The 21,933-nt window shown below is 69.1% G+C and carries 25 protein-coding genes; 10 read left to right on the forward strand and 15 right to left on the reverse strand.

What is annotated here, in order from left to right:
• Nucleotides 1–6 precede the first annotated feature (6 nt).
• From ACQPZK_RS23365 to ACQPZK_RS23375, 3 genes are all read right to left on the reverse strand, one after another.
• Nucleotides 7–1,437 (reverse strand): RNB domain-containing ribonuclease, encoded by a 1,431-nt coding sequence (locus ACQPZK_RS23365; RefSeq protein WP_433535033.1) that lies wholly within the window; start codon nucleotides 1,435–1,437, stop codon nucleotides 7–9.
• Nucleotides 1,438–1,704: 267 nt separating this feature from the next.
• The gene (locus tag ACQPZK_RS23370; RefSeq protein WP_433535034.1) at nucleotides 1,705–2,592 is read right to left on the reverse strand and encodes a histone; all 888 of its coding nucleotides are present in this window, start codon (nucleotides 2,590–2,592) and stop codon (nucleotides 1,705–1,707) included.
• An 82-nt stretch (nucleotides 2,593–2,674) separates the two neighbouring features.
• Nucleotides 2,675–2,878: a hypothetical protein gene (locus ACQPZK_RS23375; protein ID WP_355051468.1), complete on the reverse strand. Its 204-nt coding sequence runs from the start codon at nucleotides 2,876–2,878 to the stop codon at nucleotides 2,675–2,677.
• 190 nt (nucleotides 2,879–3,068) lie between these two features.
• Here ACQPZK_RS23375 and ACQPZK_RS23380 point away from each other — a divergent pair, with 190 nt between their 5' ends.
• Nucleotides 3,069–4,343 carry a M48 family metallopeptidase gene (locus tag ACQPZK_RS23380; protein WP_433535035.1) on the forward strand — a complete coding sequence of 425 codons (1,275 nt, stop codon included), beginning with the start codon at nucleotides 3,069–3,071 and terminating at the stop codon, nucleotides 4,341–4,343.
• A gap of 59 nt (nucleotides 4,344–4,402) precedes the next feature.
• Nucleotides 4,403–4,900, forward strand: a complete 498-nt coding sequence (locus tag ACQPZK_RS23385) for an NUDIX hydrolase (RefSeq protein WP_433535036.1) — start codon at nucleotides 4,403–4,405, stop codon at nucleotides 4,898–4,900.
• Here ACQPZK_RS23385 and ACQPZK_RS23390 read toward each other — a convergent pair.
• From ACQPZK_RS23390 to ACQPZK_RS23410, 5 genes are all read right to left on the reverse strand, one after another.
• Nucleotides 4,897–5,763 (reverse strand): GyrI-like domain-containing protein, encoded by an 867-nt coding sequence (locus tag ACQPZK_RS23390; protein ID WP_433535037.1) that lies wholly within the window; start codon nucleotides 5,761–5,763, stop codon nucleotides 4,897–4,899. The genes ACQPZK_RS23385 and ACQPZK_RS23390 overlap by 4 nt on opposite strands.
• An 87-nt stretch (nucleotides 5,764–5,850) precedes the next feature.
• Complete coding sequence (locus ACQPZK_RS23395; RefSeq protein WP_433535038.1) at nucleotides 5,851–6,438, reverse strand: GNAT family N-acetyltransferase; 588 nt, start codon at nucleotides 6,436–6,438, stop codon at nucleotides 5,851–5,853.
• Nucleotides 6,439–6,482: 44 nt separating this feature from the next.
• On the reverse strand, nucleotides 6,483–7,436 hold the full coding sequence (locus tag ACQPZK_RS23400; RefSeq protein ID WP_433535039.1) for a redoxin domain-containing protein: 954 nt from the start codon (nucleotides 7,434–7,436) through the stop codon (nucleotides 6,483–6,485).
• Nucleotides 7,437–8,663: an epoxide hydrolase family protein gene (locus tag ACQPZK_RS23405; RefSeq protein ID WP_433535040.1), complete on the reverse strand. Its 1,227-nt coding sequence runs from the start codon at nucleotides 8,661–8,663 to the stop codon at nucleotides 7,437–7,439.
• Between the two features lie 128 nt (nucleotides 8,664–8,791).
• The gene (locus ACQPZK_RS23410) at nucleotides 8,792–9,643 is read right to left on the reverse strand and encodes an SDR family oxidoreductase (RefSeq protein WP_433535041.1); all 852 of its coding nucleotides are present in this window, start codon (nucleotides 9,641–9,643) and stop codon (nucleotides 8,792–8,794) included.
• A 104-nt stretch (nucleotides 9,644–9,747) separates the two neighbouring features.
• Between ACQPZK_RS23410 and ACQPZK_RS23415 the strand changes: the two genes are divergently transcribed.
• The 3 genes from ACQPZK_RS23415 to ACQPZK_RS23425 all read left to right on the forward strand — a co-directional run bounded on the left by ACQPZK_RS23415 (nucleotide 9,748) and on the right by ACQPZK_RS23425 (nucleotide 14,351).
• Nucleotides 9,748–10,350 (forward strand): TetR/AcrR family transcriptional regulator, encoded by a 603-nt coding sequence (locus ACQPZK_RS23415; RefSeq protein ID WP_433535042.1) that lies wholly within the window; start codon nucleotides 9,748–9,750, stop codon nucleotides 10,348–10,350.
• 119 nt (nucleotides 10,351–10,469) lie between these two features.
• Entirely contained in the window at nucleotides 10,470–11,306 is an 837-nt protein-coding gene (locus ACQPZK_RS23420; protein WP_433535043.1) for an expansin EXLX1 family cellulose-binding protein, read from the forward strand.
• Nucleotides 11,307–11,555: 249 nt separating this feature from the next.
• Entirely contained in the window at nucleotides 11,556–14,351 is a 2,796-nt protein-coding gene (locus ACQPZK_RS23425; RefSeq protein ID WP_433535044.1) for a TIM-barrel domain-containing protein, read from the forward strand.
• 100 nt (nucleotides 14,352–14,451) lie between these two features.
• On the opposite strand, the gene ACQPZK_RS23430 is transcribed toward ACQPZK_RS23425, so the two are convergent.
• The 3 genes from ACQPZK_RS23430 to ACQPZK_RS23440 are packed head-to-tail and all read right to left on the reverse strand — an operon-like array spanning nucleotide 14,452 to nucleotide 15,813.
• On the reverse strand, nucleotides 14,452–14,946 hold the full coding sequence (locus ACQPZK_RS23430) for a hypothetical protein (RefSeq protein WP_433535045.1): 495 nt from the start codon (nucleotides 14,944–14,946) through the stop codon (nucleotides 14,452–14,454).
• Between the two features lie 58 nt (nucleotides 14,947–15,004).
• Nucleotides 15,005–15,460, reverse strand: coding sequence for a MerR family transcriptional regulator (locus ACQPZK_RS23435; RefSeq protein WP_433535046.1), 456 nt, complete (start codon nucleotides 15,458–15,460; stop codon nucleotides 15,005–15,007).
• Nucleotides 15,457–15,813, reverse strand: a complete 357-nt coding sequence (locus ACQPZK_RS23440; RefSeq protein ID WP_433535047.1) for a hypothetical protein — start codon at nucleotides 15,811–15,813, stop codon at nucleotides 15,457–15,459. The genes ACQPZK_RS23435 and ACQPZK_RS23440 overlap by 4 nt, the downstream gene beginning before the upstream one ends.
• 129 nt (nucleotides 15,814–15,942) lie before the next feature.
• On the opposite strand from ACQPZK_RS23440, the gene ACQPZK_RS23445 reads away from it, so the two are divergent.
• On the forward strand, nucleotides 15,943–16,299 hold the full coding sequence (locus ACQPZK_RS23445) for a hypothetical protein (RefSeq protein WP_433535048.1): 357 nt from the start codon (nucleotides 15,943–15,945) through the stop codon (nucleotides 16,297–16,299).
• Between the two features lie 3 nt (nucleotides 16,300–16,302).
• Here ACQPZK_RS23445 and ACQPZK_RS23450 read toward each other — a convergent pair whose 3' ends face one another.
• The 4 genes from ACQPZK_RS23450 to ACQPZK_RS23465 form a co-directional block, all read right to left on the reverse strand.
• Nucleotides 16,303–16,491 (reverse strand): hypothetical protein, encoded by a 189-nt coding sequence (locus ACQPZK_RS23450; protein WP_433535049.1) that lies wholly within the window; start codon nucleotides 16,489–16,491, stop codon nucleotides 16,303–16,305.
• Nucleotides 16,492–16,561: 70 nt separating this feature from the next.
• Nucleotides 16,562–16,780 (reverse strand): hypothetical protein, encoded by a 219-nt coding sequence (locus ACQPZK_RS23455; protein ID WP_433535050.1) that lies wholly within the window; start codon nucleotides 16,778–16,780, stop codon nucleotides 16,562–16,564.
• A 591-nt stretch (nucleotides 16,781–17,371) separates the two neighbouring features.
• A complete protein-coding gene (locus ACQPZK_RS23460; protein ID WP_433535051.1) occupies nucleotides 17,372–17,617 on the reverse strand; it encodes a hypothetical protein in 246 nt (81 codons plus the stop codon).
• A gap of 26 nt (nucleotides 17,618–17,643) precedes the next feature.
• Nucleotides 17,644–17,946 (reverse strand): hypothetical protein, encoded by a 303-nt coding sequence (locus ACQPZK_RS23465; RefSeq protein WP_433535052.1) that lies wholly within the window; start codon nucleotides 17,944–17,946, stop codon nucleotides 17,644–17,646.
• Between the two features lie 241 nt (nucleotides 17,947–18,187).
• On the opposite strand from ACQPZK_RS23465, the gene ACQPZK_RS23470 reads away from it, so the two are divergent.
• The 4 genes from ACQPZK_RS23470 to ACQPZK_RS23485 all read left to right on the forward strand — a co-directional run bounded on the left by ACQPZK_RS23470 (nucleotide 18,188) and on the right by ACQPZK_RS23485 (nucleotide 21,796).
• A complete protein-coding gene (locus ACQPZK_RS23470; RefSeq protein ID WP_433535053.1) occupies nucleotides 18,188–18,994 on the forward strand; it encodes a helix-turn-helix domain-containing protein in 807 nt (268 codons plus the stop codon).
• Complete coding sequence (locus tag ACQPZK_RS23475; RefSeq protein WP_433535054.1) at nucleotides 18,981–19,172, forward strand: DUF397 domain-containing protein; 192 nt, start codon at nucleotides 18,981–18,983, stop codon at nucleotides 19,170–19,172. The genes ACQPZK_RS23470 and ACQPZK_RS23475 overlap by 14 nt, the downstream gene beginning before the upstream one ends.
• A 345-nt stretch (nucleotides 19,173–19,517) precedes the next feature.
• Nucleotides 19,518–21,125: an RNA-directed DNA polymerase gene (locus ACQPZK_RS23480; RefSeq protein WP_433535055.1), complete on the forward strand. Its 1,608-nt coding sequence runs from the start codon at nucleotides 19,518–19,520 to the stop codon at nucleotides 21,123–21,125.
• Nucleotides 21,107–21,796, forward strand: a complete 690-nt coding sequence (locus ACQPZK_RS23485) for a hypothetical protein (protein WP_433535056.1) — start codon at nucleotides 21,107–21,109, stop codon at nucleotides 21,794–21,796. The genes ACQPZK_RS23480 and ACQPZK_RS23485 overlap by 19 nt, the downstream gene beginning before the upstream one ends.
• Nucleotides 21,797–21,933 lie beyond the last annotated feature (137 nt).

Below are 21,933 nucleotides of genomic sequence, written 5' to 3' on the forward strand. Positions count from 1 at the left end.
GCCCCCTCAGGCCAGCTCGAACAGCACCGTGCGGGCCGCCGGGTCGGCGGTGACCAGGCGGACGCGGACCCGTTCGCCGAGCGGCAGTTCGCCGAGGCAGCGGCTGCGGACCGGCGGGGCGTCCAGGGCCACCGTGCCGCCGGGCGGGCGCGGCCGGGACTTGCCGTTGGGCGGAGCGTCGACGTCGAGCACCGCCGCGTCGAAGGTCTCCCCCACCCGGTGTTCCAGGAGCACCGCCTCGGCCAGTTCGACCGCACCCCGGCTGGCCGCCGAGGCGGTGCGGTCGGTGCTGGCCATCACCTCGGGCAGCCGGGGAAGCGCGGCGCGGGCCCAGTCGGGCACCTCACGGCCCGCGTGCAGGGCCAGGCAGACCTCGGTGGCGTACCGGTCGGCCAGGCGCCGCAGCGGCGCCGTGACATGGGCGTACGCGGCCGCGACCCCGCCGTGCTCCGGCTGCTCCGGGCGGCTGCCGTCGAAGGCGGTGTACGCGGCGCCGCGCATCAGCTCGGCCGCCTGGTCGATGAACGCGGCGGCACGTGGCTGCGCGGCGTCCAGGCCGGCGATGACCTCGCCGGCGCTCGCGCCGTCCGGCCAGCGCACGCCCAGCGGGGCGGCGGCCGCCCGCAGGCGTTGCACCGCCTCCGGCTTCGGTGGGGGCATCGTCCGGAGCAGACCGATCCCGCCGGCCAGCATGATGTCGGCGGCGGCCATCCCGGTCAGCAGCGAGATCTGCGCGTTGTGCTCCTCCATGGGCGCCGGACCGCGCAGCACCAGCCGCCACCCGTCGCCGTCGGGCTCCACGTCCTGCTCGGGCAGCGGCAGGTTGATGGCCCCCCGGCGCAGCCCTCGGGCGGTCAGCCGGTCGCCGATCTCGGGCAGCAGCGCGATCGGCTCGGGCAGCCGGCCGGCGTCCGCCGCCGCCTGCACGCCGGTGTAGTCGAGCTTGGCCCGACTACGGACCAGGGCCCGCTCCAGCTCGACGGCCACCGTGCCGCCGTCGGCGTCCAGGTCGATGGTCCACACCACGGCCGCGCGGTCGTCGTCAGGCAGCAGGCTGGCCGCGCCCTCGCTGAGCGTCACCGGGTGCAGCGGCACGTTGCCGTCGGGCAGGTAGACCGTCTGCCCCCGCCGCCAGGTCTCCTCCTCGAGCGCGCCGCCCGGCTCGACGTGCGCGGCGACGTCCGCGATCGCGTACCGCACGCGGTAGCCGCCCCCCGGCCGGCGGGCCAGGTGCATCGCCTGGTCCAGGTCACGGGAGGTGGCCGGGTCGACGGTGACGAACGGTACGTCGGTGCGGTCGACGGCCGGCCGGGGCGGCGCGGCAGCCGCGGCGTCGGCCTCCCGCTGGGCGGCCTCGGGAAAGCGCTCGGGCAGGCCGAGCTCGCGGCGCAGCGCGCCGAAGTCGATGCGGGGGGCGAGTACGCGTCGGATGACCACGGGTCAATCCTGACAGCGCCGCCGGTGATCCGCTTCCGGTGACCGGCCGAGTCGACGCCGCGCCGCCCGGCCAGCCCGGAACGGCGACCAGCGCCGGCCCGAGGCAACCGGCGGCCACCCCGAGGACGACCAGCCGTCAGGCCGGGGACGAGCAGCGGCCAGCCCGAGGACGACCAGCGGCCAGGCCGGAACGGCGACCAGCGCCAGCCCGAGGCACCCGGCGGCCAGCCCGAGGACGACCAGCGGTCAGCCCGGGACAACCAGCGGTCAGCCGGTCGCCCTGCGAGCCGTGGTCCGCGTACCCCGGGGGGCGGTTGCCCGTGCGGCGACCGGCCGCGACGGCGACTTGCGGGCGGTCACCTTGCGGGCCGGCGCCTTGGCGGCGGTGGTCTTCTTCGCCGGGGCCTTCTTCGCCGCCGCCTTGCGGGCGGTCGTCGACGACGTGCCGGTCACCTTCGAGGCCGGGGCCTTCTTCGCCGCCGCCTTGCGGGCGCCGACGGCCGGACGGGTCGCCGTCTTCTTCGCCGCCGTGGTCTTCTTGGCGGGGGCCTTCTTCGCGGGGGCCTTCTTCGCGGCCGTCTTCTTCACCGCCGACGCCTTGGTCGCGACCTTGCGGGCGGGCGCCTTCGTCGCGGCCGTGGTCCTCTTGGCCGCCGACGCGGTGGTCTTCTTCGCCGCGCTCGTCGTCTTCTTCGCCGTGCTCGTCGCCTTGGTCGCGGTGGCGCTCTTGCGCGCCGTGGACGCCGGGCTCCGCTTCGCGGCGGTGGTCGTCCCGCGGGCGGACGTGGTCTTCGCGGGGGCCTTCTTGGCGGCCGTGGTCCTGGCCGTGGTCGCGGTCTTCTTCGCGGGGGCCTTCTTGGCCGCCGTGGTCTTCTTGGCCGCCGTCGTCTTCTTGGCCGCCGCCGTGGTCTTCGCCGTCTTCGTCGCCGTGGCCTTCTTCGCGGGGGCCTTCGTCGCCGCCGTGGTCGTCTTCTTCGCCGGGGCACGCCCCGCCCCGCCGGCCGCCTTGCGGCCCGGCGCCTTCGCCACACCCGTGGTGGACTTGCGTACGGGCGTGGTCCGGCTCGCCGACGTGCCACGCTCCGCCGCGGCGGTCTTCTTCGCGGTGGTCTTGCGGGCAGCCGGGCGGGTGGTGGCCTGCTGTGTAACGGCCATCGTGGTTCCCTCCTTGGGGACGTGCTCTCGCGTGCGTCCTCGCGGAGCACGAACTACCGCGACGCGGGCCGTCCCGCGCCGTCTACCTGTCCTCCCCGGCCCAACGCGCGTCCTCGGCCTCCCACGCCTCGTTCCGCTCCTGCACTCGCTGCAGGGCGTTCTCCGCGTCGGCCGCCGAGTTGTACGGGCCGAGGACGTGCTTCGCCGGACACACGTCGGCGTCCGTCTCGACCCGGTGGTGTCGGGTGCACCAGTAGAACTGCCCACTGCGTCCGCTGTCGCTCATGGGAAACACTGTGCACCGCGAACCGGTCGCCCGCCACCGGATCACACAAGTCGCCTAACCCTCTCCACAGTAGAGACGCTTATCGCACCGCGGGCGAAAACGCCGAAAGAAGTGCAGGTGGGAGGCGCTGTGAAGCGCGAGCCGAACGGTTGATTCCCCCGTCCGGCGGTCCGGGGCAGGATTCGTGGCCGTGATCAACACGGTGACGGGCACGGGGGCGTGCCCGCGATGCGGAACGACCACCGCGTCGCTGAGGGACGCGGCGCCGTGGTGCCCCGGCTGCGAGTGGAACCTGGACGCGTACGACCCCGGGCGGCGCGAGCGCGAGTTCGGCTGGACCTGGATCGACCGGTGGACCTACCGGCTGGCGTTCCGGGCGACCGGGCAGCAGTTCCGCCAGTTGCTCGGCCGTCCGCTCGGCGGCGGCGGGTCGAGTGCGGCCCGGACGCTGATCGCGGTGGTGTCCCTGCTGCTGATCGCGGCCCTGCTCGCCCTCGCGGTCGTCGGCGGATGGCTGATCGTGGCGTTTCCCTTCCCCAACCTGGCGATCGTGTTCGGTGTGGCGATGGTCGCCCTGGCGGTCGCTCTCCGGCCACGCTTCGGCCGGGTCGACCCGGATCTGGACGTGCTGTCCCGCGACCGGGCGCCGGAGCTGTTCGGGCTGATCGACGAGGTGGCCGCGGCGATCGGCGCGCCGGTACCGGACGTGGTCGGCGTCGACGGGGCCGTCAACGCGTACGCGGGCGCGGTCGGGGTGCGACGCCGCCGGGTGCGGGCGCTCGGGCTGCCACTGTGGGGTTCGCTTCCCGCCGGCGAGCGGGTGGCGCTGCTCGGGCACGAACTCGGCCACTTCGTCAACGGCGACCCGCGTCGGGGGCTGCTCACCCAACCCGCGTTCACCACGCTCGCGTCGGCGGCCGACCTGTTCCGGCCGGTACCGAACACCGTCGGGGCCGGGCTGGTGGAGATGGTGGCTGACGCGCTGGGCCGCGCGTTCCAGTGGATGGTGTCCCGGGTGCTGTTCGGCGCGCACCTCGTGTTGGTGAGCGTGGCGCTGCGGGACAGCCAGCGCGCCGAGTACCTCGCCGACGACCTCGCCGCCCGGGTCGCCGGCACGACGGCCGCCACCGACCTGCTCGACGCGATGCTGGCCACCGAGTCGCTGAAGTTGGCGGTACGCGTTCACGCCCGGGCGGGGCACGGCCCGGACCGTTGGCGGTCGGCGTTCACCGAGGCCCGCGCGGCGAACAGTGACCGGCTACCGCTGCTGCGCCAACTGTCGGTCCGTGACGAGGCCTCGCTCTTCGCCGCTCACCCGCCGCGCGGGCTGCGTCGCCAACTGCTCGCCGGACGCCCGTGGCAGGACCCGTCGGTGGTGCTCACCCCCGCCCGGCTGGAACGCATCGACGCCGAGCTCGCCGCGGAGTACGCGCGCTTTCGTCGTACCGTGCAATGGTCGGGCTGAGCACGACGCGACCTCGACGGGACGACGGTGGCCGACGCCGCGCGGCCTATGATCGCCCGATGGCGGTACCGGACTACATCGTGCGGATGCGCAAGCACGTCGGCCACGACCTGCTGTGGCTGCCCAGCGTCAGCGCGGTCATCCGCAACGACGCCGGTGAGCTGCTGCTCGGCCAACGCTCGGACGACGGGCGATGGTCGGTGATCAGCGGCTTCGTCGAGCCGGGCGAGCAGCCGGCCACCGCGCTGGTCCGGGAGGTGCGGGAGGAGACCGGCCTGGACGTGACGCCGCTGCGCCTCACCAGTGCCGTCTCCCACCCGCACACCTACCCCAACGGCGACCACTGCGAGTACCTCAACCTGGGCTTCGTCTGCCGGGTCGTGTCCGGCACCGCCCGGGTCAACGACGACGAGTCGCTGGACGTGCGATGGTTCCCGCTGGACCGGCTGCCCGAGTTGGACAAGCACGCGCTGCTGGTCATCGCGTACGCGTTGCGCGACAACCCGTCGGCCGGGCACCTGCCGCCGGGCACCACCTGGGACGACGTACCCGACTAGGCCGTGACCCGTTCGACGGGGATCCACAACTCGGCGTCCGCCGTGGTCCCGTCCGCGGAGACCCGCACCCGCGAGATCTCCGGTCCGGGTCGGCTGCGGTACGGGTTGGACGGGAACCACTGGGTGAACACGTCCCGCCACAGGAACTGCACCGCCTGCGGGAACGCGCCGGAGGTGGTGAACACCGCCCACGATCCGGCCGGTACGGGCAGCGCGTCCAGGTCCTGCGGTGGCGTGGCCGAGGTGACCGCCCCGTGCCAGTAGTCCAGCTCGCTGCCCTCGGCCCGGGTGTCGGCCAGGTTGTCGCTGACGTTGACGATCCCGGCCGGCTCCTGGTCGGAGAGCGCCTCGATCCGGGCGGTCGTCTCCTTGTCGATGCTCCTGATGAACGCGACGATCGCCGGGTTCATCCCCTCGTGCACCAGCGGGACACGCGCCTTGCGCCCCACCAGCGCGAAGGCGTCCTTCGTGACGATTCGGTACTCCATGCTGCCGCTCCCTTCCACGGTGAGTCGGAAGGACATCCGGGGCTGGGAGCGCAGCGCCGCCCCCGTACGCCGGGCCTCTCCGGGCCCCACGCCGTGTACGGCGTGGAACGCCCGGGCGAACGCCTCGGCCGAGCCGTAGCCGTAGCGCACCGCGACATCGAGCAGCGTCCGCTCCCCCGCCAGCACGTCCGCGCCGGCAACGGTGAGCCGACGGCGGCGGATGTACTCCGACAGCGGCATGCCGGCCAGCGCGGAGAACAGCCGCCGGAAGTGGTACTCCGACGTGAGCGCGATCCGCGCCAACTGGGCCACCTCGATCTGCTGGTCGAGGTGGCGCTCGATGTGCGCCATGGCTTCGTTGAGCCGTTCCAGCACTCGGGCCTCCTTCCCTTACGAGCAGCAACGCTAGGTGGCAGGGCAGGCGGCCCACCCGACATCCGATGCCCGCGATGATCGGGTAGGTCAGCGGGGCGGTTGCCGCATGAACCAGGTGGGGACCGGTTCCGCCAGGGAGCCGATCACCTCCCAGCCGGCGCGGCGGTACAGCTCGACGTTGCCCGGGTTGCTGGTCTCCAGGATCGCCGGCAGGCCGTCGGCGGCGGCGCGGGCCAGCCCGGCCCGCATGACCGCGCGGCCCCAGCCGCGTCCGGCGCTGTCCGGGTGGGTGCCCAGGACGCCCAGATACCAGAAGGGGTACGACGGAAGGGCCGCGTGTACGGCGTCGTCGTACCCCTGGACACGGGCCAGCACGTCGGCGGGGTAACGAGCGGCGGCACCTCCGTCGGGCGGTGACGGATGCCCGGCGTCCTGCGGCTCGGCCGGCGGGTCCCACAGGGCGACCGAGGCTCCGGCACCGATCGTCCAGATCGACGACCGGTGCACCCGCTTGTCGAAGAGGTCTCCGAAGAAGGTCGCGGCGTGCCGCGGATAGGTCTCGTCGTCGGGGAACAGGTGCCGCAGGACGGGGTCCTTGACGAACGCGGCGACCAGCGTGGCGACGACGGCGTCCCGATCGGCGGGGGTGGCGATGGTGATCTCGGGCGTTGTCACAGCAGTCGACACTAGGCGGGCCCACGCGCCGAGGTGGCCCCCGGTCAGCCGAACGTGAAGGCGTACGCCTCGGCGCCGGGCGCGTCGAACCTGATCTCGACGGTCCGCTCGCCGACCGTGCCGTCCTGGCGGACAAGCTGGTACAGCCGCCCGTCCTGGAGGACGCCGTTGCCGTCGACGTCGACGTCCACGCCGTGCGACGCGCCGGGAGGCTCGCCGTCGAGGAGCACCCGGTACGGGATCGGCCCCTGCCCGTCGGGCGACAGCACGAGGTGCGCGTCGCGGGCGTGGAAGCGGAAGGCGATGCTCCCGCCGGCCTGGGCGAGCACCGCCTTCTCGGGACCGATCGTCCACGCCCCGGCGAGGGCCCACTGGTTGAGTCCCAGGCTCTCCGGGAGGTCGTAGACGCGGCGTTCGTCGAGGGCGGCGCCGTGCGGCGACGCGAAGTGTCCGCCACGACCGAAGCCGAGGTACGTCTCGGGCGTGCGCACCTGGTCCCAGTCGGCCGCCGCCTCGATGCCGGTCCCCGCGACGGGTACGAGGTCCCGCTCGACACCGAGCAGCCGCTGGAGAACCCGTTCGGACTGCTCGTAGCGGCCCTCACCGAAGTGCTCGTCGCTGATCACGCCGTCGGCGTCGACGAAGTAGAGCGCCGGCCAGTACTGGTTGGCGAACGCGCCCCAGATCGCGTAGTCGCTGTCGACCGCGACCGGGTAGTCGATGTCGCGCGCCGCGACGGCGGCGCGTACCCAGTCGATCTGGTGCTCGAATCCGAACTCCGGCGTGTGCACCCCGACGACGACCAGGCCGTCGTCCCGGTAGGCCCGTGACCAGGCCCGCACGTACGGCTCCTGGCGTAGCCAGTTGATGCAGGTCAGCGTCCAGAAGTTCACGAGTACGACGCGTCCGCGCAGATCGGCGGGGCCGAGCGGCTCGGAGTTGAGCCACTCGACCGCCCCGCCGAGCGGCGGCAGGTGCACCCGACCGAACGCGGCCATCTAGCGCAGCGACCGGAAGGCGGTGCGCAGCTCCTCGGAGAAGATCTTCGGCTGCTCCCAGGCCGCGAAGTGCCCGCCGACGTCCAGCCTGTTGTAGTAGATGAGGTTCGGGTACGCCTGCTCCGCCCAGCTCTGCGGCGCCTCGTACAGCTCGTCGGGGAAGACGCTCACGGCGACCGGGACGTTGACGCCCTTGGTGGCGAAGAACGAGAGCTTGTTCTCCGCGTAGAGGCGGGACGCGGAGATCGCGGTGTTCGTCAGCCAGTAGAGCGAGATGTTGTCCAGGATGTCGTCGCGGGTCAGGCCCGCCTGGGCGCCCTCGAAGACGTTCGCGATCAGGGCCAGGCTCTTCGCGTCGTGGTCGAGCAGGAACGCCGCCAGGCCGGCCGGGGAGTCCGCGAGCCCGGTCAGCGTCTGCGGACGCGTCGCCATCATCAGGGCGTACGCGACGTGCTTCCAGACGAAGTTGGCCTCCTCGGCGGCACGCATCTCGTCGTCGGAGAGACCGGATGGCAGCGAGCCCATGGCGTTGTTCGCGCCGGTGGTGTCGCCCTGGAACAGCAGGTCGATCTCGGGCGGGATCGCGCCGGGCATGTTGGTGTGGATGCCGAGCAGCTCCGCCGGGGCCTGCACGCCCATCTGGTCCACGATGACCGCTCCCCAGTCGCCGCCCTGGGCGACGAACCGGTCGTACCCGAGGCGCGTCATCAGCTCGGTCCAGGCGGTGGCGATCTTCTGCGGGTTCCAGCCCGCGGAGGTGGGCTTGCCCGAGAAGCCATGGCCGGGCAGCGACGGGATCACCACGTGGAAGGCGTCCGACGCGCTCGCGCCGTACGCGGTCGGGTCGGTCAGCGGCTCGATGATCTTCAGCTGCTCGATGATCGACCCGGGCCACCCGTGGGTCACGATGAGCGGAAGCGCGTCCTCGTGCTTCGAGCGCACGTGGATGAAGTGGATGTCGACCCCGTCGATGGTGGTCATGAACTGCGGTAGGGAGTTCAGCCGCGCCTCGACCTTGCGCCAGTCGTACTCGTTCTCCCAGTAACGCGCGACGGCCTGGATGGTCGCCAGTGGCACACCCTGCGACTGGTCGTCGACGATCTCCTTTTCCGGCCACCGCGTGGCGGCGAGCCGCCGTTTCAGGTCGTCCAGGTCCGCCTGCGGGATTTCCACCGTGAACGGCCGGATCTCGGTGGTGCCGGGCCGGGTCTTCGTCCTGACCGCCATGCGTGCTTCCTCTCGTCTGAGTTCGCGCGACCTGCGGAAACGGCAGCGCGCCGCGCCATCAGGGGTGCACCGCCGCCATCTCCCGGAGCGTAGAACGCCACCGAAGGACCGCGTGGCGATACGGGAAGTCAGCGGTCGGTGGGAGCGGCGACGGCGTGCTCGGCGGCTCGACTGACCTGTTCCCACGCCGCCCAGGTCTCCATCCGCTGGCGGGAGATGTCGAACGCAAGGTCGTACACCATGCTTCCGAGCAGGAGCCGCAGCGGCGGATCGTCGCTGTCGACCAGACGCAGCAGCGCCTCGGCGGCGAGCCGGGGCTCGCTGTCGATCGAGCCGTCCGCCCATTGCCGCTCCAGCTCGGCACGGAGCGGCGCGTAGACCTCCAGCGGAGTCGTGGCGCTGATGCTGGTGTAGAGGTCGGTCCAGTAGCCGCCCGGCTGCACGATGCTCAGCCGGACGCCGAAGGCCGCCGCCTCCCGCGCCAGCGCTTCGCTCAGGCCTTCCAGGGCGAACTTGCTGGCGCTGTACAGGCCGGTGCTGGGAAAGCCACCGAGTGCGGCGATGCTGGAAACCTGCACGATGTGGCCGGACCGCTGGGCGCGCAGGTGCGGCAGCACGGCCTGACTGACCCACAGCGCGCCGAAGAGGTTGACCTCGAACTGGGCTCGCGCCTCGGCCTCGGTGAACTCCTCGACCATCCCCATGGACAGGGTGCCGGCGTTGTTGACGACGACGTCGAGACGTCCGAAGTGCGCGACGGCGTCGGCCACGGCGGCGAGGACCGCCGTCCGGTCGGTGACGTCGAGCCTCAGCGTCAGCAGCCGGTCGGCGTGCCGTTCGTCGAAGTCGTCCGACGAGACGGTCCGGGAGGCGGCGACCACCCGGTCGCCACGGTCCAGCGCGGCGTCGGCGAAGGCGCGGCCGAGACCGCGGCTCGCGCCGGTGATGAACCAGGTACGCATGATGGTCTCCCTCGTCATTGCGAGACGAGACGGTCCGTCTCGCCAGGTGTCGAAGATTAGGCCGCGCTGCCGTCGCTGTCAAGACGATACGGTCCGTCTCGTCACTGGTAGGGTGGTCATCCGTGACGCCCAACACCACCCGCCGCAACGAGACGTCGCGCCGCGCCATCCTCACCGCGGCGTTCGACCTGCTTGCGGAGACGGGGTACGCGAAGCTCAGCATCGAGGGCATCGCCGCGCGGGCCGGCGTCGGTAAACAGACCATCTACCGCTGGTGGCCGTCCAAGGGCGCGGTCATCTTCGACGCGTTCCTCATGCTCAGCGAGGGCGCGGAGGGGGAGCCGCCGACGCTGCCGGACACCGGTGACCTGGCGGCGGACCTGACCCTCGTCCTGCGCGCCACGGTCGTGGAGATGAACGATCCCCGCTACGAGCAGCCGATGCGCGCCCTGGCCACCGAGATCGCGCACGACCCCGAGTTGGCGGCGGTCTACGCCGAGCGGCTGGACGGGCCGTTGAAGGAGGCCAAGCGGCAGCGACTGCGCAGCGCCCAACGGGCGGGACAACTCGCCGAGGACATCGACCTCGACGTGGCGGTGGACCTGATCTGGGGGCCGCTGTTCAGCCGCTGGCTCCAACGCAGCGGACCACTCACCGCCGCGTACGCCGACCGCGTCGTCGCCACCGCCCTCGACGGTCTGCGTCCCCGCCGATCCGGCGCGTAACCGCCTTTGCGCTGCCTGCGGATCATGCGGCAACATCAGGCGCCGTGACGGCACCACGCACGGAACCCGCAAGCGACAGCCCGGCCAGCACGCCCCGGCCGAGTCGGCGGTTCCGGTGGATGGCCGGTACCGGAATCGCCGCCCTGGCCGCCGTCCTCGGCGTCACCCTCGCCGTACGCGGCGGCGCCACCCCGGCCTGCGCCGCGCCACCCAGCGGCACCACCGTCCACCGGGGAACGGCCAGCTTCTACGACGCGGGCCGCTCGGGCGGCACCTGCTCCTTCCCGGGTCCACCGGCGGACCGGCTCTACGTGGCCCTCGGCTCGTCGCAGTACGCCGGGGCAGCCGCCTGCGGCAGCTACCTGGACGTGACCGGCCCGAAGGGCACGGTCCGCGTGCTGGTCATGGACCAGTGCGGCGGCTGCGGAAGCAGCAAGATCGACCTCTCCGAGGAGGCGTTCGCCCGGATCGCCGACCGTTCGCAGGGCATCGCCTCCGTGACGTACCGGGCGGTGGTCGACCCCTCGCTCGACGGCGGCCTCACCTTCCGGATCAAGGGTGGGGCGTCGCAGTGGTGGTTCGCGGTGCAGGTCGGCAACCACGGCAATCCGCTGCGCTCGGTCGAGGCGAAGGGGCCGAGCGGCGGCTTCCGCAAGGCGGCCCGCCAGGTCGACAACTACTGGACCGTCGACGACGGGATCGGCCCCGGCCCCTACACGATCCGGGTCACCGACGTGTACGGCCACCAGGCGACCGCCGCGGGCATCCGCATGACGCCGAAGCAGGTCCAGCGAAGCACGGCGTCCCTCGTCGCCGTCCCACCCAGCGCCTCCCCGACGCCGATGCCGACGCCTACGCCCACGCCGTCGGTCTCGCCCACGCCGGCGGAGTCGGCCGCTCCGACGACGACGGTCGAGGCCCTGGCCGGCGCAGCTCCGCTGGCGGCGAGCTGCTGACCAGCGCCAGGCTGCGGTGCTCGGCGTGCGCCTGCGCGGTGTGCGGCGTGCGGTGATCCGCTTTAGATCGCCGATGTGGCGGCATCCGAGCGGCGCAACACCCCCACATCGCCGACCTGGCGCCTGCTCACGTGCGGGGTCGTCCGCGAAGGAGAGAAGGGAAACTCTCGGAGCCCGTTGACAGACGTTTCAGGCTAGTGACAGCGTTGTCATCGACTCATTTCCTCCATATGAGACGAGGAGCGCATCTTGCTCTATCGGAACTCACCGCGTCGCCGCGCGACAGCAGCCGCCGCGGTCGGCATTCTTCTCACGGGGCTGGCGCTCGCCCCGGCCGGGCCGGCGCAGGCCGGCCCACATCGGGCGCAGGATGCGGCCGTACGCTCGGGCAACGCCCGGTTCGAGGTGCTGTCCCCCACCCTGATCCGCACCGAGTACCAGAAGGACGGCCGCTTCACCGACGCCGCCACCTTCAACGCCATCGGGCGCGACGACTTCTCCCGTACGCGTTTCACGAAGCGCGTCGAGGACGGCTGGCTCACCATCGACACCGGCGCCATGACGCTGCGCTACCGGGTCGGTTCGGGCGCGTTCACCGCCGACAACCTCACCGTGCGGCTCACGGCCGGCAAGCAGATCGTCCAGGGCCGGCCCTGGGCCGGTCACACCGCGCCGACCTGCGCGTTCGGCGTCCTCTGTGAGGCCGAGTCCCTGCAACTGAACGGTCCCGGCGTGGCCACCGACCACCGGGGATACACCGGGCGCGGCTTCGCGGCCGGCTTCGCCGCGTCGGGCGACTCGGTCACGTTCGCGCTCGACGCGCCGGATGGCGGCACGAAGCAGCTCGCCGTCCGCTACGCCAACAGCACCGGCGGCGACGGCCAGAACGTGGACCGCACCCTGACGGTTCAGATCGACGGCGACGCCGGCCCCACGCTGACGCTGCCCCCCACCGCGAACTGGGACACCTGGGGCCTGGCCACCGTGCCGGTCGAGCTCACCGCCGGTCGGCACGAGATCAGCGTCGTGCGGGGTCCCAACGACTCCGGCAACGTGAACGTCGACAGCCTCGCCGTGGTCAACCCGGGTGACCCGTTCCCCGCACCGGCCGCGCCCCAACCGCAGCCTCTGCCCTTCGGCACCCTGGGAGAGGCCGAGACCGGCGCGCTCGCCGGCGGCGCGCGGCCCGCGAACGACCACAACGGCGCATCCGGTACGGGTTTCCTGGCCGGCCTGGAGAACACCAGCGCCGCCGTGGCGCTCACCGTCACGGACGTACCCGCCGCAGGCGACTACCAGCTCCAGATCCGTTACGCCAACGGCCAGGCCGGCGCGCAGCCGAGCCAGACGCGCACCATGTCGGTGACGGCGGGCTCGGCGGCGCCGGTCACCGCTACGCTGCCGCCGACCAGCGGATGGGACTACTGGAACACCGTCTCCGTCCCGGTCCACCTCGACCGTGGCACCACCACCGTGACGCTGGGCTGCCCCACCGACGCCAGCTGCAACGTCAACGTCGACACCGTCGCCGTCACGGGCAAGGCCTCCCCGCTGCTCGCCCCGCACGCGCCGCTCGGCGGCTACCGCCGGGGCCTGGACGGCGTGACCGGCGCCGCGCTCACCGCCCCGGGCCTGCTCTACCAGGACGGCTGGTACCTGCTCGACGACTCGGCGTCGGCCCTGCGCACCACCAAGCCCCGGCCCGCCCCCGAGCAGGACGGCTACGTCTTCGCGTACGGGCAGGACTTCACCCGTGGCCTCAAGGAGCTGTCGACCCTGACCGGCCCGACGAAGCTGCTGCCCAAGTGGGCGTACGGGGTGTGGTACTCCGAGTACTACGACCGCACCGCCACCGAGTTCCAGGACATCGCGGCCCGGGCGAAGGCCGAAGGCGTACCCATGGATGTTCTTGTCCTTGACACCGACATCAAGGCGCCGGACAAGTGGAACGGCTGGAGCATCGACCCCACCCGTATCCCCGACCCGAAGGCGTTCTTCGACTGGGCGAAGAAGCAGGGCCTGCACACCGGCATCAACATCCACCCGAGCATCCTCGGATCGGACCCGAAGTTCGCCCAGGCGCAGGCCACCGCGAAGGGCAAGCTGCAACGCGTCGGCTGCAACGGCGGCCCGGACTGCTACACGTTCGACTTCGGCGACCCGGACCAGCTCAAGGCCTATATGCAGCTCCACGACGGGATGCTCCCGAAGGGCAGCAAGGGCCCGGACCTCTGGTGGCTGGACTGGTGCTGCGACAACACCACGTCCTCCCTCGCCGGCGTGACGGCGGACGCGTGGATCAACCAGCAGTACGCCGACGAGACCGGCTTCGCGTTCTCCCGGGCGTACGGGTCGTTGCAGGCCGGCGGCTACAGCAGCCCCACCCCCGTGGCGACCGGCCCGTGGGCCGACAAGCGCACCACGCTGCACTTCACCGGTGACACCACAAGCGACTGGTCGACCCTCCAGATGGAGGTCGGCTACACGCCGGGCGAGTCGGCCGCGACCGGCCTGGCCGCCGTCAGCCACGACATCGGCGGGCACACCGGTGGCCTGCGGGAGCCGGGCAGCGAACCGGGCAGCACCAAGCTGCCCGACGACCTGTACGCCCGGTGGGTGCAGTTCGGCACGTTCCAGCCCATCGACCGGCTGCATTCCAACCACAGCGACCGGCTGCCCTGGCAGTACGGGCCGGCAGCGAACGCGTCGGCCAAGAAGTTCCTCAACCTGCGTAAGGAACTACAGCCGTACACCTACGCCGCCGCCAAGGAGGCAACCCGCACGGGTACGCCCATCGTCCGCTCGATGTACCTGGCGTACCCGAACGAGCAGGCCGCGTACGCCACCGCCGGCTCGCAGTACCTCTACGGCCCGGACTACCTGGTCGCACCGGTGACCACGCCGGGCACCACCGCGACGACGTCGGTGTGGTTCCCGCCGGGCAACAGCTGGACGGACATCTTCACCGGGAAGACGTACCGGGGCGGCACCACGCAGACCATCACCACCACGCTGGACACCATGCCGGTGTTCAAGAAGCACTGACGTTCCAGAGATCAAGGCGCCGGCCGGGTGGGGGTAACCCCGCCCGGCCGCTTCGTCAACTGGACCCCGGCATCGACGTGACCGGCCGGAGCGCACACTCTCAAGCCGCCCGGTCGTCGGCTGTCGTGCGGTGCAGGACGGTCCGCGCCAGCGTGGCGAGTTGGGTTCGCAGATCGTCGTCAGCCCGTCCGTCGAGGTCGTCCTCAAGTCGACTGGCCAGGGCGGTGACGGCCGGGAGCAGGTCATCCAGCCGACTCCCCTCGTACCCCACCACGTAGAGACCGTGTGCCCCCACCTCGGCGGGAATGCTCCGGTCGAGGATCCGCTCGGACGTGTCGGCCGCGACCAGCGCCACCGCGGTCGACAGGTCCAACTCCGGAAGCCCGAGTTCGGCGATGATCGCCGCCAGGTGTCGGTCCGCGTCATGCGTCGGCATTGTCCGAGATGACTCTGCCGCGAGTGCCACGACGGCCTCGCCCTCGATGCCAGCCACCAACAGGTCGCACGCCAGCATCACCGCGTGTTGCGGGTCAGCGTGATCGAGCAGAGCTCGGGCCTGTTCGACCCGGAGCCGGCGAAGAAGTCCGTCGTCCACGAAGGGAGGTTAAGTGACCGCCGAGGTTCGGTGGCGCCCCGATCGCGACCGTCGTTGGTCATCGTCGGTGCGGCTCGCCGCCCTGACGTTGCTCCGCCAGTTCGGCGAAGGGCAGGGGGCAGCAGGTGTTGCCGGCGCAGGCGACCAGGTCGTCACAGCCGGCCGAGATGGCGTCGCGCAGGGTGTCGCGGATGACCGTCAGGTCCGCCAACCTCTGCTCGATCTCGACAAGCTTCTCCCTCGCACGCGCCTGGAGGCCGGTGTCGGATCGGCCCCGATGCTGGTGTCTGCCGGCGTCGAGCAGGTCGCCCACCTCGTCGAGGGTGAAGCCCAGGCGTTGCGCGGTCTTGATGACCCGCAGCAGGGTGACCGTCTCGGCCGGGTAGAGCCGGTGCCCGCCGGGCGAACGCTGCGGCGCATCGAGCAGGCCCCGGCGCTCGTAGTAGCGCAGGGTCTGCTGGTTCACCCCTGCCGCGTCGGCCAGTTGACCGCTGCGCAGGCGCGCCCCGGTCACCTCTCGGTCCACAGAGACACGGCCCGTTCGGTGAGGGCATCGAGCACGTCGACGTGGGCCGCCGGCACCCGGACGTCCAGCCAGAGCGAGTCCGGTTCCGGCCGCGAGAAGTCGAAGGTGAAGAACGAGCAGCAGGACGACTCTCGGGCCGTCAGGTCCCGCGCCAACTCCTCGGTCTGCGCGGCACCGTCGAGCCGCAACCGCAGATGCTGCGCCGACAGTCGGTCGACGCCCCGTACCGCGCTGGTGAAGAACCGATCGAACTCAGCGAGCCGCAGCGGCCGTTCGGCCGTCGGGAGGGTGCAGGCATCCGGCACCCAGGCCTCGTCCGTCGTGATGTGGCGGTCACTCATACCGTCGACGGTAAGCCCGTACCCGGGTACCAGATGCAAGCCCGACGGCGCCGCCACGCCGTCATCCCCTCGGCACGGGACGATGAGCCGACCCCACCGACCCGGTGCTCGCCCCCTTACCATCCCTCAGTGATCTCGAATGCCTTCGATACGCGCGGTGGGCTCACCTACGTTGACCGCCTCGACTTCACCCGAGGCAGCCCGCTCAGGGCTGTCCGCCGAATGGCCTGGCCAACGGTCAAGCTGCACGTCGACGACAGCACATTGACCCTGACATCACGTACCAGCTCGGACACCTTGCGGCACTTCCAGGTGGAGGCACTGCCGCACCGACCTCTACACGGACGGTTCCCGCTGCCGGCAACCGCTGTCTCCATTCAGGTCGAGGGACGCGACCAGGTTCTGCTCTTCTGGACTCCGCGCGTTGGCGCGGTCCTGCGTAAACTCGCCGACCTCGGCTGGGACGCCGAAGACCCTGGGCGTTGAGCCTCACTCTGTGGTGCGGTCGGAACTGATCACCGGGGGTAACGGTTCACGCTCGGCCCTCAACCGCAAGTGATGCTCGCTCAGCACGTCGATGGCCTCTATCAGGCCGCAGCCGGACTGCTCGCGGATCAGAGCGAGCGCTTGTATGTTGCGCCCGGCCCGGATCAGCTCGTCGAGGTTCTGGTTGTCCACCTGTCCAGGATCCCCAACGCGTCAACCGCCATGGGCCGCCTCACCAATGCCCTGCGGTCGCGGCTCGGACCTACGCCAGGACCAGCGCGATCCCCAGGGCAGGCAGCATCATGAGGGGCGCCGCAAGGCGGACGAGCTGCCACGCCCAGACGTTGCGGCGCGAACCATGCTTTATGCGGCCGCTCGCGAGCCACACGGTCAGGAGCACCAACCACGCGGCCCACGTCCCGCAGTGAATCCCGACCACGAGGGCGTCTCCGTTCGGCACCTCGACCACGAGGTCTCTCATCCACGGCTCGTGGCCAGTCTTGTACGTGACGTCCGAGAGCAACAGACCTGCAACAACCAGCCCCACAGCTGGGAGCGGGAGAACGTAGAAGAGCCATCGACGCGGCCGATACGCGAGCGCAAGCACGGCCACGACACCGACAGCAGTCGCCCGCACAATCCAGCCAAATCGTGGCCATAGAGAGCCGGCCGCAGCCGGAGGCCTGGCAAGCCAGGTCGGCGAACCACGGAACGAAGCGTTGCCGGAAATCGATCGCCGAGCCGAGCACAGCCGTCGCTCCGGCCGAGACGGCGCACAGCATGACGACGGCCGTGAGACAGCCGACGGTGCCTTTCCACGCCGGAGTAGCCAAGGCGCTGGGCGTCGCGTCGCGGTCGCTGGTCATAACGGCGGCGAAGGTACACGGCCTGGTCAACTCCCGGACGCCGGCACCCGTGGTTGACCTGCGCCGCCCTGCCGACTGCCACGCAAGCTGCCCCACGCGCCGTCCGGACCGTCGAGACGGTTGGCGCGGTAAAACTGCTGCCGTCGCCTCTACCGGCACTCATACGGTCAGGGGACGAGGGCTAGCTGTAGGCCGCCGACAGGACCTCAAGCCCGACCGGACCAACGAGGCCGCCGGGCCAGCGACAACCACCCGAGGAACCTGGCGTGCATCGCCGGCAGGTTCGGGCGCAACCCCAGGCCGTACGCGTCGTCGATCGCGTCGTGCATCAACGCCGCCAGGTAGAACGCCAAGGCGATGGAGTGGCCGTAGAACTCGGCCGCGAGAATGAGCTGTGCCGGACCGCACGGCCAGGGCGCGGCGCAGTTGCGGCACAGCCACGCCGGACGCATCGGCAGATGCGGACGAGGGCGGGTTGTCATCCGACCCGCACCGGACCTCGGCAGCCGGGCCGGCGTTGGGCCAGCTTCGCCGGTGCGGCGGGCAGGACCAGCCAGCACACGCCCGCACGCCTCACGTACAGCTCTCGCCGCGCCACGGCGTCACCCGCCGCGTTGAGCTGGTACCCCTCGATCCAGACCCATCCGTCGTACGTGTGCCGCTCGGGCAGCTCGCGGATGACGCGTACGACGATCGGACGAAGGAATTGCACGCTCGCGGCGGTGGTCAGGTGGACGAGGTCGCCCGCCTTCATGGGCCTTTCGTGCTTGTCGTCGGGCACGGTCTCCCCTTTATGGCGTTGAGAAGGGGCCGCTCCCGTGAGTGCTCGCCCGCCGGAAGCGGCCCCGCTACGAACGCGACCGCCGGTCTCGTGGTCCCTACCAGCCGCGCTGCCTGGTGACACTCTGCTGTGGAGGCCACTACGCTCGGAAGGTGTCCGCAGGGTCCGGGCCGGAGCTGGCAGGACAGGTGTCCAGCGTGTGGCGCCCCGGGTAGTCGATCTCAGATCTGAGGAGCACTGCATGGCTGACGTGCCGAGTCCGCTGGCGGACTTCATCGTGGGCGAGGTCCGCCGTGCTCGCGGAGCGTCCGGGATGACGCAGGAGGCGTTCGGGCGGGCGGCGGGCTTCAGCGCCTCACACGTCAGCGCCGTCGAGAGCGGCACCCGCGCCCTGACGATGGACTTCATCAAAGGCGCAGACCGCGCCTTCGGCAACGACGGGCTGTTCGGACGCTTGGTGATGAAGCTCGGCGCGCCGTCGTGGTTCCTGCCCTGGTTGGACGCCGAACGCGGCGCGCGACAGCTTCGTCTCTTCGAACCACTCCTGATTCCCGGCCTACTCCAGACCGAGAACTACGCCCGCGTCGTGATGCGCTTGAACGACCTCATGTCCGCCACGGAGGTGGACCACCAGGTCAGCGCCCGCATGAGTCGGCACAAGATCCTCACCAGCGACGCTCCGCCGCAGGTGGTGGCCGTCCTGGACGAGTCCGCGCTCCATCGCGGCGGCGACGAGTACGCCGGCATCATGGCGGAGCAGATCGCCCACCTCATCGCAGTCGCCGAACTGCCGCACGTCCACGTACACGTGATCCCAGCAGGTGCCGGCCTCCACATCGGGCTGTCTGGGCCGTTCGCGTTGGCCCGGGCCAACGACGGGACGTGGGTCGGGCACCTTGAGAATCAGCTAGGCGGGATCGTGGTCAACACGGATGATGGGCTGGATACTCTCCAGGCGAGATGGGAGAACGTTCGGAACGAAGCACTCCCGCGCCGACAGTCCAACGAGCTGATGAAGGAAGTGCACAGCCACCATGGACCTCACTAACGCCATCTGGCGCAAGTCCCGGCGCAGCGGATCGTCCGGGGGCAACTGCGTCGAGGTCGCCGACAATCTGCCCGGTGTTGTCGGTGTCCGGGACAGCAAGGACCCTGCCGGCCCGGCACTGACCTTCGGTCCGTCGGCTTGGCAGGTGTTCGTCGCCCAGGTCATCGAGCGGCCCTAACAAAGGCCGGGCGCGCTACTGAGAGAAAGTGGTTTAGTTGCAACCGCGCACGGGCGAGGCACATACGTCGTTGCCCCGAACAACGCGCACAGTGCACTTTCGCACACCGCCGACAATCGGGTGATTCAGATCAAAGAGTACAAATTACCAGCGCCCCCCGATCTAGCAGAGATCTTTCAGGTAAGCCCTGGAACGTCACTATGGGTCAGGGAGGTAATCGAACGATCCCCCGGATCCGACACCAGTGTGGTCCGAGCCTTCAGCCTAGGAGGAGGAAAAGACTAAGAACGAGCACTATTACCGAGTGTCCCCCTCCGCACCGGCACCTACCCCTCGGTTGGCGAAATGACTTTGATCCAGAAATCCACCCTTGTTCGCGCGGTGAGCAATGTGGCAGAGCGGGGAGATACCGACGTATTTCCCTATCCTTTCGAAAACCACGTAATGAATGACCAATCAGACGCCGTAGTGGCACTGCTCGACAAGATTTCGAAGAGCTTTCGCGAGTACAGCAACTCGCCGATCAATAACTACTCCACGCTTGCGCCGATTGGATACACAGGGTTTCGGTGGGCTACTCAGATCGACCCCCTCTGGAACGCCTACCTGCTTAGCTTGGTGCTAGAGCTCGCGCCAGAGATTGAGCAAAGGCGACTGCCCGTCGAATCTCAGCAAGTCTTTTCCTATAGATATGTCCACGACTCGCCGGATGGCATCTTCAACGCAAGCGGGTGGCGAGATTTCCAAGAAAGAACGCGCCAGCTGGCCACCACTTCCAACTATGTGGTGACAATTGATATCGCAGACTTCTATTCAAGGGTCTATCACCACCGCCTAGAGAATGCTTTACAACGGGCGGACCCCGGAAGCAACTGCACTAATCAGATTATGTCCATCCTAGGGAAGCTTTCCAATAACACATCTTACGGACTGCCCGTTGGGGGTCCTGCGGCACGACTATTGGCCGAGCTCGTCCTCGATCGCGTGGATCATCTAATTGCAGCAGAACCCTCGCTTACCTTCTGCCGATACGCGGATGACTATCGGTTCTTTGTTAACGACATGCAAGCCGCATATCGGGCAATCGGATTCGTCTCCGAGAAGCTTCTTCGCAATGAAGGAATGTCGCTACAAAAAAGCAAGACTCGAATTATGACGTCAGCCGAGTACCTATCAATGCTCGATCCGGTGAATCCTGCAGCCGGAAGCGCATCCAAGTTTCTTGGCCTCCATATTCACTATGATCCATATTCGCCAACGGCAAGCGATGACTATGAGCGGTTGAGAGATCAGCTCAATGAGTTCGACATCCTTGGCTTACTGCGTGACGAGCTAACGAAGGGTCGAGTTCACGTTGCCTTAGCACGACGGCTGATTGGCGCCCTGGACCTGATGGACCCCGAACCAAGGGGTCAAGCCGTACAAAGTCTCATGGAGAATATAGAAACGTTGGCACCGGTGATACCGCAAGTCATGCTTGCCGCGCGGTCGTTTATCGAAAAGTCCGAAGATGAAGAAGTGGTGAAGCATGTCCAAGGCAAGATCCGCGAGTTAATCACCTCGGGCCACTATCTCGCGCACATAGATCTGAACCTTGCATACATGATTCGCGCCCTTGTTGGCAAGTACTCGCTTGAAAACGAACAATTGCTGATCCGGCTTTACAGCACCGCCCACGGCTTCGGCTCCGCAAGCTCTCCCAATATTCAGCGTGACATCATGCTTGCCCTAGCCCGCTGGGATGCCACTTACTGGCTCAGCGATCAGAAGAACTACGTAAATTCAATGCACCCGTGGGTAAGGCGAGCTTTTATCATTGCTTCTTATGTGTTGAAGGACGAAGGCAAACACTGGAGAGATACCAGCAAATCTGGGCTGCCTGAATTCGACATTATCGTCCGGGATTGGGCCGCCAGCAAGGTCGCTTCTCCGACATGGAGAGTTCCGATTTGATATCTGCCAAAGAATTTGCCCATCATACGTCAGTCTGGCGCCAGTGCGCTCCAATGCTCGACCGCGTGGCTCGTTGGCTCAACACGCAGCAGGTCTCATTGGGACGAGCGGTGGTCAACACCTCGGCACCCCAGCGCAATGCCCTGTTGGCCGAGACCGCATTCCTCACCGCCGCATCCGTCTATGACTCTACCGGGCTAACGGGGCGTCATGCGGCCCAGGCAGCACGGACGGCTTTACAATTCCTGCCTCGCGGCGAGTTCGCAAGGGCAGATTTAGATTATGAGGAGCTCAGCGAAGTCGAGAAGTTGTCTGACAAGATCCTCCGCTTTGCCGAAGGGCTTCCATCGGCAAGCTTCTCGCCCCAAATTCCCGGCTGCGGTGTAGTCGCAAGATGTACAGGAGACATGGCTAGCCCTAGTCAGCTCATAGAAATCAAGACTGTAACTCGCCCGTTTCGCGGGACAGATTTGCGGCAACTTCTGACCTACACAGCGATGCTCTATGCGAAGGGGGAGGCCATCGACAATGTAACGCTCTTAAACCCAAGACGCGCTCGGTACGTAACCGTATCGGTGGAGATGTTGGCGCAGGGTTCAAGCGGGAAAGCGAAGGCGGAAATCATGCAAGATCTAATCGATGCGATGGTGACGCTCCAAGTCTCAGCCTAGGCTCAACGATGTCTGAACGATGTGATCCGTCAGGTGATGTGCGACGCGGTTCCGTCAGATGATGTGCGACGGGTGGTCTAGAAAACTTGGGTAGCGATCCGCGGTCGCTGGCCTTTGATGCTACGGACCGGGTGTCG

It is taken from the genome of Micromonospora sp. CA-249363 (genome assembly GCF_050950185.1).
Taxonomy (GTDB): domain Bacteria; phylum Actinomycetota; class Actinomycetes; order Mycobacteriales; family Micromonosporaceae; genus Micromonospora.